Here is a 16923-nt window from a genome sequence, read left to right on the forward strand (position 1 = left end):
TCTATGTCCCTGCCTTACATAATATACAGTTACAAGCACTTTTATTCCTGATTTTTGAAGAATTGTATCTTCATCATCTGAAGTCCTGTACAGTCTTCGTCAACCCAGAAAAAGTGTAGCACACTATTTATGGAAAGTCTACACCCGTCCCGCCAAAAAGATACTTGCCGCAATTCCTGCCAGCGTAGCAAACAATGCCCCCGGAAGTGTAAAGCCGGTCTTTCGTACTTTTACCGACATAAAATAAATTGACATGGTATAAAAAATGGTCTCGGTGCAGCTTAACATGACAGAGGCTGCCATTCCTACAAAGGAATCACATCCGGCTTCCTTGTATAAATCCACCAGCAGTCCGGTTGCCGCCGAGGAGGAAAACATTTTGACAATGGCAATGGGGATAAGCTCGGAAGGGATTCCGATATGTTTCGTCCAGCCCATGCAGGTAGTAGAAATGAAGTCCAACAGCCCGGAGGCTCTTAGGATCCCGACTGCTACCATAAGTCCCACCAGCGTTGGCAGAATTCCGACCACTGTCTGTATGCCCTCTTTTGCTCCCTTTAAGAAATCGTCATATACATTTTTCTTCATCAGAATGCCGAATCCTACTATGTAAAAGACCAGTATCGGAATCAGGGCATCTGACAGGAACATAAGAAAGCGCATCCTCATTCTCCTGCTAAGAGCTTCTTTTTCATTCTATGCAGGCAGGAGAACTATCATGCCTCTTTTTACTGCTTCCGCAGGCGCAGCCCCACGCCCTTGCGGGTTTCGATGTAATCCCTGCCGCTTAATTCCCGCAGTTTCCGTCGTAAGTTGCTGGCATGGACTTTGATGGAACTTTCCACACAGTCCGGTGTATCTTCTGCAATTTCGTCTAACAGCGTGGTCTTTGTCACTGTCCGTCCGTTCCGCTGTATCAGGCATTTTAAAATAGCAGCTTCTGTTCTGGTAAGCTTCGTAGTCTGCCCGCCAATGGTCGCCAGCCGCTTCTCGATATCCAGCTTTATCTCTTCGTAATAGAAAAATCTTACTTTCTCTTTTTCTGCCGGAATCTTACTCAGACGTACTTCCACCCGGATGCGGAATTCCTGTATATCAAAGGGCTTTCTGATATAATCGTCTGCCCGTTCTATGCATTTTTTACACCGTTCAAAAACAGAGCCGGTTTTCTCCGGCCGAATCAATAGCAGTGGCTTTGCCTGCACCAGGGCGAGGAAGGTATTCTCCCATTTTGCTGCTGCATCCTCTTTTCCGGCAAATTCCTTCTGCTCAAGGTCTAATACCACCATATCCACAATAACCTGCTGAAATAACTCCCCGACATCTGCGAGGGAATCCGCCCGCACTGTAAAATAGCCTTTTTCATCCAGTACCTGCTCCATGGCATCCCCCAATGCTTTATCCTGTTCGATGATTCCTATGGTATACATTAATCCGTTCTCCTTCGACTTACAATCCGGCAGAAAATGACTGCCGTTGCTGTGCTGATAATGGTCGCTGCAAGTCCCGGCCCCACCACAGCAGCCGGATGCACCGAGCCGTACTGACTGCGGTATGCCACAATGTTCATGGGAATCAGTTGCAGAGACGATATGTTGATAATCAAAAAGGTACACATTTCCTTTGTGGCATTTCCGGAATACTTCTGTATGTTTTTTCCGGCTGCCTTAAGTCTGGCAATATGTAACTCCTGTAATTGCTGCATTGCCTTTAATCCTGCCGGCGTTGCCGCCCAGCCAAGCCCTAACATATTGGCTATCATGTTGACTGCTATGTAATGATTGACAGGATGGTCATCGGGTATATCCGGGAAGAGAAATGTCAGCACCGGCCGCATTTTCTTTACTGCCGCTTTTACAATGCCGCTGCATTCCGCAATTTTCATCATTCCCATCCAGAACGCCATGACTCCTGTCATCGTAATGGCTAATGCCACTGCTTCTTTGGCAGAGTTTACTGCTGCCTCGGTCACTTCCGGCAGTGTTCCGTTGATTGCACCGTAGAGCACTCCCGCAAGAATCATAAATCCCCACAGATAATTCATTTCGAACCTCTTTTGCTTTCCCGTTACTCTACTATATGCAGTTTTCCCGGAAGGAACTACTTTCTCTGGTGATTATAGCACACCCTCTTCTGCCATATCACGTTCTTTTGTCATATCGATACGATTTTTTTCATATTCTTTGTTGAACACTCTTCATCCGAGGCCGTCTATGCTGCACAAATATATTTCTCCTTTTCTGATAACCATTTGCTTTGCTTTATCCTTATTTCTTCTAAGCGGGTGCAGCAAAGACCAGTCGGCTTCTGATTCCGGTTATATTGCGCCGGATTCCATTTCCTTTGAGGAATATACCAGTCTTTTATTTCAAAGCGAAGTAACCTCCGATACCCTGACCCTTCACTATACCTTAAGCCAGCCGGAAGTCTATGGTATTACCGATTATAAAATTGCTCTGCCGGATTATTCTGCCGATGCCAGAAAGCAATCTGCCTTAAATATCGAAAATATCTCCTGTGGGTTACAGTCCTATGACTATGAGGTACTGACCACCGAGCAGAAGCTGACCTATGATATTTTAAATGACTATGTCTCTTCTAACCGCAGTCAGTCGGACTATACCTATTACCCGGAAATCCTGCGTCCTTCCACGGGATTTCCTGCCCAGCTTCCGATCCTGCTATCAGAATACCATTTCTATGACCGCAAAGATGTGGAGGATTATCTGACTCTGCTTTCACTGATCCCATCCTGCTTTGATTCTGTCTTAGATTATGAAACGAATAAAATCAATGAGGGACTTTTTCTTTCGGATACCCAGGCGGATACGCTGATTGCAGACTTAAATACCTTCTGTGATAACAGTTCTGAGCATTATCTGATTACTACTTTTCGTAATAAAGTAGCGGAACTTCCTGATTTAACAGCAGAGGAACAGGCTTCCTACTGTATCGAAAATGAAGCTGCTTTTAGAGAATATGTTCTGCCAGCCTATGAAGCTTTGCGGGATTTTCTGGTGGAGCACAAAGGTAGTGGCAGTAACTCCGCCGGACTTTGCTATTTTCCGGATGGCTCAGACTATTATGCTGCTTTGGTTTATGATGCCACCGGCTCTTCCCATTCCATAGATGAACTTTTAGAAATGACGGAAAAGCAACGGAAATCCGACCTTCTTGCCATCAACGGGATTGCTGCCAGTCATCCCGGCATTTCTCTTACTACCGATGATTTTCCGCTGAAGGATGCCACCCCGGAAGAGATGCTTACCTGTCTTTCTTCCGCTATTGCAAAGGATTTCCTGCCGCCGGTCTCAACGGATTTTTCTGTCCGCTCCGTGGATCCTTGTATGCAGGATTCCATGGCTCCCGCCTTTTATCTGACGGCCCCTATCGATGACATTTCCCATAATGTCATCTATATCAATCCCCGCAGCCACTACGAAGGCTTCGAGCTTTTCACCACACTGGCGCACGAAGGATTCCCGGGACATCTCTATCAGACTACCACTACGTCTGCCTCCGGCTGTGCACCCATCCGGAGTATTCTCAACTATCCCGGCTATGTAGAGGGCTGGGCAACTTATGTGGAAATGCTCTCTTACTCTTATGCCGGTCTGACGGAGGAAAAGGCTTCGCTCCTTATGCACAACCAGTCCGCTCTTTTGAGCCTCTATGCCACCGCAGATTTATCCATTCATGCAAAGGGTTGGACACTCAGTGACCTTAAGGACTTCTTAAGTGATTATGGCATCGACAATAAGGAAGCCGTCTCCGAAATCTACGACTATATCGTAGCAGAGCCGGCTCATTATCTCAAATATTATATTGGCTGCCTGGAATTCCTTCAGCTAAAGGACTACGCCAAAGAAACCTTCGGGGATTCCTATTCCGATAAACAGTTCCACCAGGCAGTGTTGTCCATCGGTCCTGCACCTTTTGATATTATCCAAAAATACTTAGAATACTATTGGTGAGCTATTGTACAATTACACCTGTTGCAATGGATTCCGGCTCTGATTCAAGACTGACACAGGTATTATCCAGTCTCAAAAAGAAAGGAATCTTCTTCTCTGTACGGTTCAATACTACAAAACTGATTTTATCCTCTTTCTGAAATGCTGTTACTTCCAGTTCGTCTGTATAACGTGTCATTCCAATCCGGATTGCTCCCGGCTCGATAAAATGACTGAAATGCCAGATGTATCCTGCAATATTACTTTCCATCACCACTTTTTTCTTTGTATCAAAGAGAAACGGTGCATCACAGAAATTTCCCACATGATTCGGACCACCCTGCTCATCCAGAAGCAGATTCCAGTCTAAAAATGTCTGCATTCCATTGTTTAAATTACCTATCATATCATGTGCATATTTCTGTGCATTCTTAAGATAATCGTTCGCAGCAAATTTACTGTATTCAATACATGCCTCGGATAAGAGCAGCTTTTTATCCGGAAAACGTTTTTTTATCATCTGCAATGCTTCGAAATGATCTCCACTGTACCAGTGGAATGCCAGACCTGCCACCATATCAGCTGTCTCTCCGGTAAAGATTGTCTCTGCCCATTCCAGCGCACGCTCTTTATTATGATCCCAGATATAAAGTTCTATATCATCAAGATGATGTTCTACCAGTGCAGGATGAAGATAATCTTTTATAAAATCCCGTTCTTCCTGTGCGGTATAAATGCAGGAATCCCATGGCTGCACTGCCTTTGGCTCATTCTGCATCGTCATTTTCGTCACATGATAGCCACGGTATCTGTACTCTTCTATATAACGACACAGATATTCTGCCCACCGTCTTTTATAAGCTTCTTTTAATTTTCCACCGTGATTTCTCTCTCCATTAGTCTTCATATATGCTGGCGGGCTCCATGGAGATAACATAATATCAAGTTTTGCACCATAGGATGCTTCTGCTGCATCTAATAATGGAAGAATATATTTTTCAACCCGTGCAAAAGAAAATTCTGCAAAATCTTTATCTTCTTCATCAGAATCTGCTTCATAATGCTCAATTGAAAAATCACAGCTGTCAATTGGAATCCGCACTAGATTGTATTTCATGTCATTTTTTCCAAAATAAGTCTCTACCAGCTTTTTCTTCTGGCTGTCATCTAACAGGGAATAGACATATCCAGCTGAATCCGTAACTGCTCCACCAAATCCCTCTATTTTCTGCATGGTAATCTGCGGATACAGATTAATTAGTTGATTCTCCTCTCCTCTATCATCTACAAATACATGATGCTCTTCTTTTGTTTCTTTTTTATTGCCTTTATATGTAGTTGTATAATAAGTCAGTTCCATAAACTTCCTCCTTTACCGCTCTTTTATCCGATATTCCTTCGGTGACATTCCTTTGATTTTCTTAAATACTTTGGAGAAATATTTTTCGTCATTAAACCCCACTTTATAAGCAATCTCATAATTTTTAAGGAAATTCTGCTCCAGATAACAGCACGCTCTTTCCACACGGATCTGATTCAGATAATCGGTAAATCCACATTTCAAATTCTGATTCATCAACGTAGAAAGATAGCCTGTGGATATCTGCAGATATTCCGCCACATCTGCCAACGTAAGACTGCTTGCGTAATTTTCTTTCATATATTCTTTGGCTTCACTCACTAGTGGATTCTCTTTTTCTTTATCGGCGGCTGCCTCAGACTGTTCTTTCACAGTCTCTTCTTTTCCAATATATTCATCTGCCAGATTATTCAGCAATGTAAGAATATCTGCTGCACGGACCGGCTTTAAAAGGTACTCTTTGGCTCCGAATTTGATTGCTTTCTGAGCATAAGTAAATTCATCATAACCACTTAGAATGACCGTAATCGGTCTTATCCCGGCTTTAGCTGCTTCCCGCATCACATCCAATCCCGACTTAATTGGCATCTGCACATCCAGTATCATCATGTCTGGCTGTTTTTGATAAATAACATCTAAGGCTTCTTCTCCATTTTCTGCTTCATAAATTTTACTGAAACGGTCTGTATGAAGTCTTAGATATTTCGCAACACCTTTACATATAACATCTTCATCATCTGCGATCAGTAATTTAATCCCCATTAATCTCCCTCCTCAAATGGAATCTCAAGTATTACAGTTGTCCCTTCTCCAACTGTGCTTTCTATTTTCAGAATATATTGCTCATGATACTTCAACTGAAGTCTTTCCCTGATATTTTTTATTGCATATCTTCCAATTCTCTGTTTGGAATAATTGACCGGTTCATTTTCCCATAAAGCATCTATCTGTTCCTGCTTCATTCCTACTCCTGTATCTTTTATTTCAAAATGAATACGGTCTCCGGTACGCGTTCCTGTTATGGTAAGTTTACACGGTTTGCTGACATTTTCAAAACCATGTACAATTGCATTTTCCACAAATGGCTGAATAATCAGTTTGGGAATCTTTGCATCTTTAATTTCATCTGCAATATGTAATTCGTAATTCAGCTTTCTTGGGAAACGCATTTTCTGTATCTTTAAGTACTCCCGGACCAGTTCGAATTCTTTTTCTACCGTAATTATGCTGCGTCCCTGGTTTAAAGTCAGCCGAAACAATGACGACAGTGATAAGATACTCTCTGCAATTTCATCATTACCTGCCTCTGTTGCCTGCCAGTACAAAGAATCCAGCGTATTATACAGGAAATGCGGATTTATCTGTGCCTGCAGTGCGGCCAGCTCACTTTCTTTTTCCGATAAGGTAATCACATAATTCTCATCAATCAGCTTCTTAATCTCTCCGACCATTGCATTAAAGCATTCCGCCACCTGTCCGACTTCGTCATTGGTTTCTACTTTTACCTGCTGCTCAAAATCACCGGCAGAGAATTTTAAAATGGCTTCGCTTACTTTTCGCAACGGATTGGTTACAAGATTTGAAATAATCATAAAAAACGGAAACATGCCAATCAACAGTCCAAACAGTAATGCCAGTGGCATATAAACGACACTTCTTATCTGAGCCTGCACCTGCTGTCTTGGTATAATCTTGCAGGTAATTGCTCCTTCTTTATTCAGCTGGGTACAAATGACTTCATAATCTCCCCAGATGAAATCCTTTTCCCTCTCTCTGTAATCCTGCTGACGGAATTCTTCTGCCGTCAGATATTTTTTTAATTTATCATCCACATCTCCAACGGTTACCAGTTCCCCCGTATGTGGATCTACGACCATTACGGCTTCTCCGCCTTCTTTCACCATATTGGTCATCAGTTCTTCAAATTTACTTTTTCCAACACCTATTACAATAAATCCAAGTCTTTTCTTATGTGACAGATCATAAATTTCCCTGCAGAGCACTACTTTATCTGAGAAATTAGCAAGATACGGTCCACTATCGTCTGCATCCACGCTTTTCCATATCATTCCAAGCTTTGTATCCACCGTTTCCTGATAAATCTGTGTCTGCCGTATATCTTCCATTGTGGAGAGATTTACACTTCCATCCATACCCCTTAAATAAGGTCTTATTCCATTTTCCGGATAGATAGCTATTGTCTTAATCTCTCCACGCATGGAAATCATATCCTGAACCACTTCCATTGGTCCATTATTCTGCCACAATCTTGCATCTGCATTATAAGGAGCAGAATCACGTTCCGATAATAATCCCCTTATCTCCTGGTTAATACAGATATAGGTTGTATAATCTTTTACATCCGATTGTAGCAGACTTATATTCTCTGCTAAGGATTCCACGTTGGCACGGTTACCTTCCAACCGGTCACTGGATGCCTGTTTATAATTATGTACCATCAGGATGCCGCAGATGAGAATCAGTACAGGCGTAAAGATTGCATATGCATAAATAATTAATTTTGCTTTTACACTCAGACCGTTTATCCATTTTCTAATCTTCTGCATCCCTCATGTACCCTCTCTTATCCTTTTACTGCACCCATGGCAACACCCTTGGTGATATGTTTATTCAATATAATATATACAATAACTGCCGGAGCTGCTGTCAATGCCATAACTGCAAACTGTACTGCGTAATTTGACGAATACTCACCGGTAAATTCAAGAACCGAGAATGGAAGTGTCTTCCATTTATCAGAGCTTAAATAGGTACTTGCCATCATAAATTCATTCCAGTTATTTAAGAACGTCATGATTGCTACAGTTGCAATGGAGGATTTTAACATTGGTGTAATAATCTGGAATAAAATACGATATATTCCACAACCATCCATTACTGCTGCTTCCTCTAACTCTACCGGAATGGATTCCATAAAGCTTGTCATTAAGAACAATCCCTGTGGAAGTGAAAATGCAACATATGGTATCAACAATGCCCAGATGGTATCTGTCATTCCCAGGCGGCTGTAAATCTTATAATTCGGAAGCAGTGTCGCATGAATCGGAATCATCAGTCCCATTAATAAAAGTGTTTTTACGAATGTACTTAATTTCCATTTCATTCTACGGCATGCAAATGCCGACATAATAGATACTACAATTACAAGAAGCACTGCTAATCCATTGATTAAAATACTATTCTTCAGATACCAGAGGAAATTACCATCTACAAAAGCTTTTACGTAATTGCCCCACTGGATTTTCTTCGGCATTACCAGAAGTCCGTTGGTAAACATTTCTGAACTGCTCGCCAGTGAAAAATCTAACAGCCAGATTAATGGAAATATCTGTATTACCGCAACTATAATAAGTATAACATACAGGATTGGTTTCGACAGCTTCTTTTTCTTCTTCTTACTTCCGATCATTTCCATAATTATGCGACCTCCTTTACTTTAATTTTTGCTTCTCTTTCTTCAAAAATCTTATTTAAAATTACAGTTACTAACAGACAGATAATAATGAATACCACACCGATTGCATTTCCATATCCATATTTGTATGCTTTAAATGCCTGCTGATACAGATAGTTTGCTGCAAATTGTGTACTATTTCCCGGACCGCCATTGGTTAACAGATATACCGTCTCCATCTGCTTTAATGCAGAAATAACAGCCATGGTTACATTTACCTGAATAACCGGCTTCATCTGTGGTAATGTAATCTTAAAGAAGGTCTGTATCTGTGTCGCTCCGTCAATTGCTGCTGCTTCATACAATACCGGATCAATATTTTTAATTCCGGTGTAGTAAATTAACATTCCCCATCCAAATCCATGCCAGATTAAGACGATTAAGACTGCCCATATTGCTGTGTCATAATTGAACCAGTTAATATCACCTTTTCCGCCAAAGGCTTTGATAATGTTATTCAGCAATCCAAAATCCGGATTGTAAATGAATTTCCACAGATATGCGATAACTGCTACGGAAATTACATTTGGAATAAAGTATACGCAGCGGAAGAAGTTCTCTCCTTTTCCTCCGAGCTTATCGAGGACTGCTGCTACGATCATTGCCAGCGGATGCTGGATAAAAATAAATCCGATTGCTAAAAGCAGTGAGTTCCGAAGTGATGTTCCAAAGGCTGCATCATGGAACAGATTTTTGTAATTCTCCCACCCAACAAACTGATAAGAGCCCATTCCTGAGTAGTTGGTAAATCCATAATATACACTGAGGCAGATTGGAGCTAATATTGCAAATACAAATAAGAATAACCCCGGAAGTACCAGACTCAGAATAACCCACTTGTTACTGTAAAGTTTCTTCACTATATTTTCCCTCCCTATGTTTTTTCTTTATAAAAATTATAGCAACCGGGCCATGTGGTTTACAGATACCAGTCTTTAGAAAAGGTGTAATATTTTCACATACCTATATATGTTTTTTTCTCCTGCATGCATAAAAAAAGAGGAACCGCAGATTGATCTGCGGCTCCTGATAGGGTATGTAATTAAAAGAATTTGGAGAATGCTATGAAATTAATTTTGTTTACTGGCAGGCTTTTCCGATAGAAGAAAGGAAATCGTCTACGCTCATGCTTCCATTGGAAACACTCTGGATCTCACTTTCAATGCCTGTCTTAAATGCAGATGGTCCACAGTCATTGATTGGGGTTCCGGATACACTTGTTGCATTATTTACTGCATCTACAAACTGCATCTGTAATTCTGTTTCATCACCTGTCATATATGCTGACTGATCCTGTGCAGACATTCCTACACCATTTTCCCAGCCATATTTGGAAAGTTTATCCGGCTGATACATATAATTTAAGAATTTGATTGCTTCATCTTTGTGTTCAGAAGATGCGGATACTCCATATCCACCACCATTCCATGCTGCGATATCTGTTGCAGTTCCTTTTCCACCGTCTACTACCGGCATGGTAAATACACGGATGTTGGTTCTGATATCTTCGTCAATATCTTCATTCAATGCCATGGATGCATCCCAGCTTCCCATATAATACATGGCAGCCTGACCATTGATAAAAAGATTCTGTGCAGTTGCATAATCCTGTGAATCATATCCATTCTGGAATAATCCTGCATCTGCTGTTTCTTTCAGTAGTTCTGTTGCTTTTACAATGCTTGAATCTGTAAAATCACCAGTTGCTACTGCATTGCTTACAATACTGGAATAATCACTTCCTGCTACTTTGTAAAGTAAATCAGATAAATAAACTGCCATTGGCCATCCATCTCCACCATCCATTGCCAGTGGAATATAGCCTGCATCCTTGATTGTTCCTGCTAATTCCAACAGTTCATCATATGTCTTTGGAACTTCCCAGCCATTGTCTTCAAACATTTTCTGATTGTAATAGAATCCGGCAACATCTGTATTTCTTGGAAGTCCATAAAGTTTTCCATCTTTCTTGAATCCTTCTAAGGAACCGGATACGAATCCATAATCATCATAATCTGACTCATTTAATTCTGCAAGTACTCCTGCATCCAACACTTCGTCTAAGAATGCCGGCTGTCCCCAGATACTTACAACATCCGGAAGTCCTTCCATGGAGTATGCTTTGAATTTTGTCTTATAAGCTTCTTCATCCAAAGCTTCTACTTCGATTTTTACATTTGGATTCTCTTCCATGTACTCATCAATAATTTTCTGTTCTACCAGTCCCTGACCATTTTTACGGTCTGGCAGGTTGGAGAATACCTTCAATGTAATTTCATCCCCGCTTGAACTTCCTGCTTCTGCGGATGGGCTCTTCTCGGAACCATCACTACTTGCTGTAGTATCTTTTCCGCCGCATCCTGCAAGCATTGCTGTTACCATTGCTGTTGTTAATAACACTGATACAATTTTTTTCCTCATCATAATACCTCCTTTTTTCAAATGTCTCTCTTCATTTGATGATTCTATTCTAGCATTCACTTTTTTTGAAAAACAGTCATCAAACTTTCAAAAAAGTGCAATTTTTTAATATAATTTTGTTCTTTATACGATAAATTTACCCAAAGTCTCGATTAAACGGCTGGCTCTTTCTCTCAAATTTACAGATGCTTCTTTTAATTCTTTTACTGCACCCAGCTGGGAATCTGCACTCTCATATACTTTAACGGAACATTCTGCCGTTTCCCCGGACACTTCGGAAATGCCTTCTATTGCTTCTAATGTCTCAGAACGGGAGCTATCCATTTCCGATACATTATTGCTGATTGTATCCAATGCAATTAACAAAGAGGCTACCTGCGTATCTATCTGCCGGAAGGACTGCGTCGTCTCTTCTACTGCACCACTTTGTGTAGAAACTATTTCTTCTGCTTTTCGTGCAATTTCTGCCACTTCTCCGGTCTTTTCCACGATTTCTGCTACAATATCCGATATCTGTCCTGCTGATACCAGACACTGATCCGATAATTTACGGATTTCTTCTGCAACTACTGCAAATCCTTTTCCTGCCTCCTGGGCACGGGCTGCTTCAATAAATGCATTCAGGGATAACAGGTTGGTCTGCTCTGCAATCTGGTTAATTGCTGCGACAATCTCATTAATTGCTCTGGAACGTTCTTCCAATTCCTCAATTGCATCAATTACGCTGCGGGTTATCTCTACCGTAGATTCCGCACTGCTGGTCAGTCCCTGTACCGATTGTATGCCAGATTCAATCGTTGTTCCTGCAGAAGATGTAAGATTACTTATTTCCTGTGCATGCAGACTTACATCTGCTATTTTACCAGATAATGCATCCATCTGTGTCAGACAGTTTTCTGCTCCATTGTCAAGTTTATTTACTCCTGTTTCTATACATTCCACTGCCTCCTGTATGTTCTGAGAGGTCTTTAAGAAAGTGCCGGACGCTTCATTGACATAACCTGCTGCTTCATTTAACTGGTTACTCACTTCATTGACATGGACAATCAGTTCCTTTACATGTTCTACGGTATGATTGATTCCTTCACACAAAAGCCCGAATTCATCCTGTTTTCTCGTAGTCAGATGTATCGTCAGGTCTCCGTCTGCTACTTTACGCAGTTTGCGGAGAATATAATGTATCGTTCCGGACATATTCTGCGCAATCATTACGCCAAGTATAAGTGCAACAACGGCAAAACAGATGGAAAGAATTACCGTCAATGTCCGGATCTGTGCTGCTTCTGCCATAATATTCTCTTCCGGCACCAAGGCACATAAAAGTGCATCTTTTTCCGGAATCCGGCTGCTTAGGAAAAGATACTTCTTTCCATTTATCTCTGTCATTGTACTAAATGTCTCATCCTCTGTAGAAAGTGCCTCCTTATAAAATCCGGTGTCATATATCATGGTACTATCCGGAATATTGTCTTCCTGTCCATAAAATTCCTGTCCGTCACTGGTCACCAGCACCGTATAACCGCCGGTTCCCGGATTTAAGGATTCCATGACTTTCCGCAGATAGGAAGCGTCCATATCAATAAGAATTGCACCCTTTTGTGCATTATAATTTTTTACAAGACGGATGCTATAGGTACTGCTATCTAATCCAAGTACTTCATCCGCTTCTTTATCCTGCCCGAATATCAGCCAGTCAGTGGAATCTGCTGCCATTTTCTGTCCCTGTTGTGTTTCTACATATTCCGAATATCCGGCACTGTTTACCGGATTTGTATTATCGGAAATACTTTTTCCACCCTCTGCCAGAAAAACAATTCCACTGACTTTCTCGTCTACCACTGTCTTTGTATTTACTTCATCTGTAACCTTTTTCTTCTGGCTCTTTTCCTCTGAATCTGTATACATTCCGGAAATGTATTTCTGCATCTCTGTATCCGTAAGATACCGCTTGAATTCATCTTCCTCACTAGATACTGCAAGCCCGATGCACTGCTGCATCATATTTATGGTCTGCTCGACCGATTCTTTATACTTGCTTACAATTGCGTATGAAGATTTGTTATAGGAAACCAGCCCCAGTATAACGATTCCGGCTACCGGAACCAGAAATCCCAAAATCAGTTTCATCGCAATCGTCTTGTAAAAAGGCAGTTCCTTTTTTTCTTTCTGATCTCTTTTGTGCATACATAATCCTCCTTTTCTTCCCTTTTAAAGTCACCCTTTTCCCGACACTTTCTCCATTATCTGGTTGATATTATTTATCGTATCATTGACTTTTTATAAAAAATAGTCGAAAGCTTTTTAAAAAAGTGGATTATTTTCATATTACACAAAAATGGGACAATGGCTGCTCTCTGTCCATTGTCCCTTATATTGGTTTCCTGTTATTCTTCCTATTCTTTTAACAATGCCTGATAGACATCCCGCTTACTGATGCCGCGGTCCTTTGCCACCTGCTTCATGGCTTCCTTTCGTTCCATGCCGGAAGCCTCATAATGTGCCATATGTTCCTCGATGGAAAGGCTCTCCCAGGCTTCTCTTGCTTCCTGCTCCTTTGTCTCAAATGTCTTTCCAGAAATAACTAAAACGTACTCTCCTTTTGGTTCGTTGTCCTTATAGAATCTTATGACATCTTCGAATGTCGTTTTTGTCGTGTTCTCATATCGTTTGGTCAGCTCCTTGCAGACCGTTAATTCACGGTTTCCAAGAACTTCATAAAGCTCCTTTAAGGTCTTTAGAAGATGGTGTGGTGCCTCATATACAATCATGGTTCGGCTCTCCTGCGCCAGCTCCTCTAAGACTCTGGCACGTTCTTTTTTATCCCTCGGAAGAAATGCCTCGAAAGCAAATCGTCTGGTGGGAAGTCCCGACATGGTCAATGCAGTAATGCAGGCTGCCGGTCCCGGAAGGGAAGTTACTTCGATGCCATTCTCATAACAGATTCGAACCAGTTCTTCTCCCGGATCTGAAATACCCGGTGTTCCGGCATCTGTTATCAGGGCAATATTTTTGCCTTCCTGTAATTTCTCTACCAGCTTGTATGCCTTTTCAATTTTGTTATATTCATGATAGCTGGTCATCGGTGTCTTAATCTCAAAATGATTTAAGAGCTTAATGGAATTTCTCGTATCCTCTGCCGCTATTAAATCTACTTCCTTTAAGGTACGCAATACCCGGAACGTGATGTCCTCTAAATTTCCAATGGGTGTTGCACACAGATACAGTTTTCCTGCCATAATCTATCCTCTTTTATTTAAGTGGTATTATATATCTTCTTACTCCGCTTTCTTCGCATTTTCATAAATGCGCGGCAACATCTGATAGAGTATGATGCCTGCTGCCACAATACCAATGGAAATAAACTGGGAAGTAGAAAGGAATCCCACGCTTCCGCGGTAATCACTTCTTAAAAATTCCACACCAAATCTTCCGATTCCATAGAACATTAAGTATAAGGATGCCACTCTGCCTTTTTTCGGCTTACGCTTTGCATAAGCAAGCAGCATCAGGCAAATCATGAAGTCTCCTGCAGATGAAATAAGCTGTGTCGGTATCAGCTTGACTCCATTTGGAGCATAGTCGGAATGGGTAAAGGTGATTCCAAACCAGCTGTCCGTTGCTTTTCCGTAACAACAGCCTGCAAAGAAGCATCCGATTCTTCCAAAGCCCTGTGCCAGTGCTACTGCCGGCATAACAAGGTCAAAGTATTCGATGAAAGATACCTTCTTTATCCTGCAGTAAAGCCAGGATACTAAGATTCCTCCAATAATTCCTCCATATACTACATAACCGTTTTTAAAGTCCCAGAGAATGGATGGGTCTTTGATAATCTCCGGAATCTCTACAATATAATAAAGCAATCTGGTTCCCACCAGTCCGCCGATGATGGCACACCAGAAGATTCCATAAAGGATATCTCCGCTTTTTTCCATTTTCATCTTTTTTCCACGGTAATAACACATCGCATATGCGGCTAAAAATCCAAGTCCAATCATCAGTCCATACGTATGAAGTGTCAACGGTCCAATTGTTATCTCATTAAACATATGTCTTTCCTTTCTTTCATTACAAATCATAAATCTCATATATTTCATCGGTGTATACATTCGGTTCCTTGTATACAATCAGCGGCTTCTCCACCGTCATACGGGAACGCCCGCCTCTGCAGCCTTCGATAAGTACCATGTTCGGCTCCCGGTCTGCATATGGATATACCAGCCGCATCCGCTTTGGCTCGATGCGATGCTCATGCATACAACAGATGATTTCTGTCAGACGAAACGGACGGTGTACCATAAAAAAATGTCCCCCCGGCTTTAGTATTCTCGCACTCTCCCTCATAATATCCGTAAGATTGCACAATATTTCATGGCGGGCAATTGCCTTTGCTTCCTCCGGATTCGTAAGACCGTGCTTTCCTATCATATAAGGCGGATTTGTGGTTATAATATCAAAAGAAGATGCCCCAAAGATCTTCGAGGCATCTTTTATATCTCCTGTTACGATATCGATTTTATCCGTCAATCCATTTAACGCAACGCTTCTTCCTGCCATGTCGGCACTGTCCGGCTGAATCTCAAGCCCGGTAAAATGCTCTCCGGGAGTCTTCGCCTCTAATAGGATAGGAATCACTCCCGTTCCGGTTCCAAGGTCTAACACTCTCTGTTTCGGCTTTACCTTTACAAAAGCACTTAAGAGTACCGCATCCATTCCAAAGCAGAACTGCTTCGTATCCTGAATGATACGATAACCCTTGCGATTCAGCTCGTCCACACGCTCATCCGGTTTTAATTGAATCTCATTACTTGACGTCATTAATCTTAGACTTTCCTCCCTTATCCTCTAAGGCTTCCAGCTCTTTCATCTCTTCCGGAGAAAGTTTGATATTGTCTCTGCGTCTTCTTGGCTTGAACTTCAGCTCTTTTACCTTATATTCCCGAAGTTCTTTCTCATCATTTACTTCGATTAAGACCTTCACCAGCTGACGCAATACGTTAATGCTCTGTACTTCACCTTTACATCCATCAATTGTGGTAACGGTATCACCCACATTCGGAAGACGGCTGTTTAAATATTCGTATGTTTCAGCCTCATTTTTCAGACAGCACATCAGTCTGCCACATACACCGGAAATCTTAGTCGGATTTAAGGACAGGTTCTGCTCCTTTGCCATCTTAATAGATACCGGAGCAAAATCAGCCAGATAGGATTTACAGCATAATTCTCTTCCGCAGATTCCAATTCCGCCTAAAATCTTGGTCTCGTCTCTCACTCCAATCTGGCGCAGCTCAATTCTGGTACGGAATACTGCTGCCAGATCTTTTACCAGTTCACGGAAATCAATTCGTCCGTCTGCGGTAAAGTAAAACAGAAGCTTATTGTTATCAAAGGTATACTCTGCTTCTACCAGCTTCATTTCAAGCTTATGCTTTGCGATTTTCTCAAAACAGATTTTGTATGCTTCTTTTTCTTTCTCTTTATTTCTCTGCTCGGTCTTATCGTCCTCCGGTGTTGCCACGCGGATGACCGGCTTCAATGGCTGAACCACTGCTTTATCGTCTACCTCTTTCGGGGCAATCAGCACGGTTCCGTACTCTATGCCACGGGCAGTCTCCACGATAACATGGCTGCCTGCCGCCATCTTTGCTTTACCCGGGTCAAAATAATATATCTTTCCGGCTCTGCGGAATCTGACTCCAACTACTTTTGTCATT

At 41.7% G+C, this 16923-nt stretch carries 15 protein-coding genes; 1 reads left to right on the plus strand and 14 read right to left on the minus strand.

Annotation, left to right across the window (positions count from 1 at the left end; genetic code table 11):
• Positions 1-138: 138 nt before the first annotated feature.
• From DV740_RS13685 to DV740_RS13695, 3 genes are all read right to left on the minus strand, one after another.
• Positions 139-663, minus strand: a complete 525-nt coding sequence (locus DV740_RS13685; RefSeq protein ID WP_022244272.1) for a spore maturation protein — start codon at positions 661-663, stop codon at positions 139-141.
• A gap of 65 nt (positions 664-728) precedes the next feature.
• On the minus strand, positions 729-1430 hold the full coding sequence (locus tag DV740_RS13690) for a response regulator transcription factor (RefSeq protein WP_118088367.1): 702 nt from the start codon (positions 1428-1430) through the stop codon (positions 729-731).
• Positions 1430-2044 (minus strand): nucleoside recognition domain-containing protein, encoded by a 615-nt coding sequence (locus DV740_RS13695; RefSeq protein ID WP_118088368.1) that lies wholly within the window; start codon positions 2042-2044, stop codon positions 1430-1432. The genes DV740_RS13690 and DV740_RS13695 overlap by 1 nt, the downstream gene beginning before the upstream one ends.
• A gap of 169 nt (positions 2045-2213) precedes the next feature.
• Here DV740_RS13695 and DV740_RS13700 point away from each other — a divergent pair, with 169 nt between their 5' ends.
• Entirely contained in the window at positions 2214-3974 is a 1761-nt protein-coding gene (locus DV740_RS13700) for a DUF885 domain-containing protein (RefSeq protein ID WP_118088369.1), read from the plus strand.
• 1 nt (position 3975) lies between these two features.
• On the opposite strand, the gene DV740_RS13705 is transcribed toward DV740_RS13700, so the two are convergent.
• From DV740_RS13705 to DV740_RS13755, 11 genes are all read right to left on the minus strand, one after another.
• Complete coding sequence (locus DV740_RS13705) at positions 3976-5313, minus strand: glycoside hydrolase family 30 protein (RefSeq protein ID WP_118088370.1); 1338 nt, start codon at positions 5311-5313, stop codon at positions 3976-3978.
• A 12-nt stretch (positions 5314-5325) separates the two neighbouring features.
• Entirely contained in the window at positions 5326-6075 is a 750-nt protein-coding gene (locus DV740_RS13710; protein WP_117697934.1) for a response regulator transcription factor, read from the minus strand.
• Positions 6075-7880, minus strand: a complete 1806-nt coding sequence (locus DV740_RS13715) for a sensor histidine kinase (RefSeq protein ID WP_117697935.1) — start codon at positions 7878-7880, stop codon at positions 6075-6077. The genes DV740_RS13710 and DV740_RS13715 overlap by 1 nt, the downstream gene beginning before the upstream one ends.
• A gap of 17 nt (positions 7881-7897) precedes the next feature.
• On the minus strand, positions 7898-8749 hold the full coding sequence (locus DV740_RS13720) for a carbohydrate ABC transporter permease (RefSeq protein WP_197420848.1): 852 nt from the start codon (positions 8747-8749) through the stop codon (positions 7898-7900).
• Positions 8750-8751: 2 nt separating this feature from the next.
• On the minus strand, positions 8752-9648 hold the full coding sequence (locus DV740_RS13725; protein ID WP_117697936.1) for a carbohydrate ABC transporter permease: 897 nt from the start codon (positions 9646-9648) through the stop codon (positions 8752-8754).
• Positions 9649-9868: 220 nt separating this feature from the next.
• Positions 9869-11209, minus strand: a complete 1341-nt coding sequence (locus tag DV740_RS13730; RefSeq protein ID WP_117697937.1) for an ABC transporter substrate-binding protein — start codon at positions 11207-11209, stop codon at positions 9869-9871.
• Between the two features lie 123 nt (positions 11210-11332).
• Positions 11333-13393 carry a methyl-accepting chemotaxis protein gene (locus DV740_RS13735; RefSeq protein ID WP_117842272.1) on the minus strand — a complete coding sequence of 687 codons (2061 nt, stop codon included), beginning with the start codon at positions 13391-13393 and terminating at the stop codon, positions 11333-11335.
• Between the two features lie 209 nt (positions 13394-13602).
• Entirely contained in the window at positions 13603-14445 is an 843-nt protein-coding gene (gene rsmI / locus DV740_RS13740) for a 16S rRNA (cytidine(1402)-2'-O)-methyltransferase (RefSeq protein WP_117842273.1), read from the minus strand.
• Between the two features lie 39 nt (positions 14446-14484).
• Positions 14485-15255, minus strand: coding sequence for a prolipoprotein diacylglyceryl transferase (locus DV740_RS13745; protein ID WP_118088393.1), 771 nt, complete (start codon positions 15253-15255; stop codon positions 14485-14487).
• Positions 15256-15274: 19 nt separating this feature from the next.
• Positions 15275-16024 carry a tRNA1(Val) (adenine(37)-N6)-methyltransferase gene (locus tag DV740_RS13750; RefSeq protein ID WP_118088371.1) on the minus strand — a complete coding sequence of 250 codons (750 nt, stop codon included), beginning with the start codon at positions 16022-16024 and terminating at the stop codon, positions 15275-15277.
• Positions 16011-16922 (minus strand): PSP1 domain-containing protein, encoded by a 912-nt coding sequence (locus DV740_RS13755; protein WP_117842275.1) that lies wholly within the window; start codon positions 16920-16922, stop codon positions 16011-16013. The genes DV740_RS13750 and DV740_RS13755 overlap by 14 nt, the downstream gene beginning before the upstream one ends.
• Between the last annotated feature and the right edge of the window lies 1 nt (position 16923).

It is taken from the genome of Roseburia sp. AF02-12 (assembly GCF_003461765.1).
In the GTDB taxonomy this organism is placed as follows: Bacteria; Bacillota; Clostridia; order Lachnospirales; family Lachnospiraceae; genus Roseburia_C; species Roseburia_C amylophila.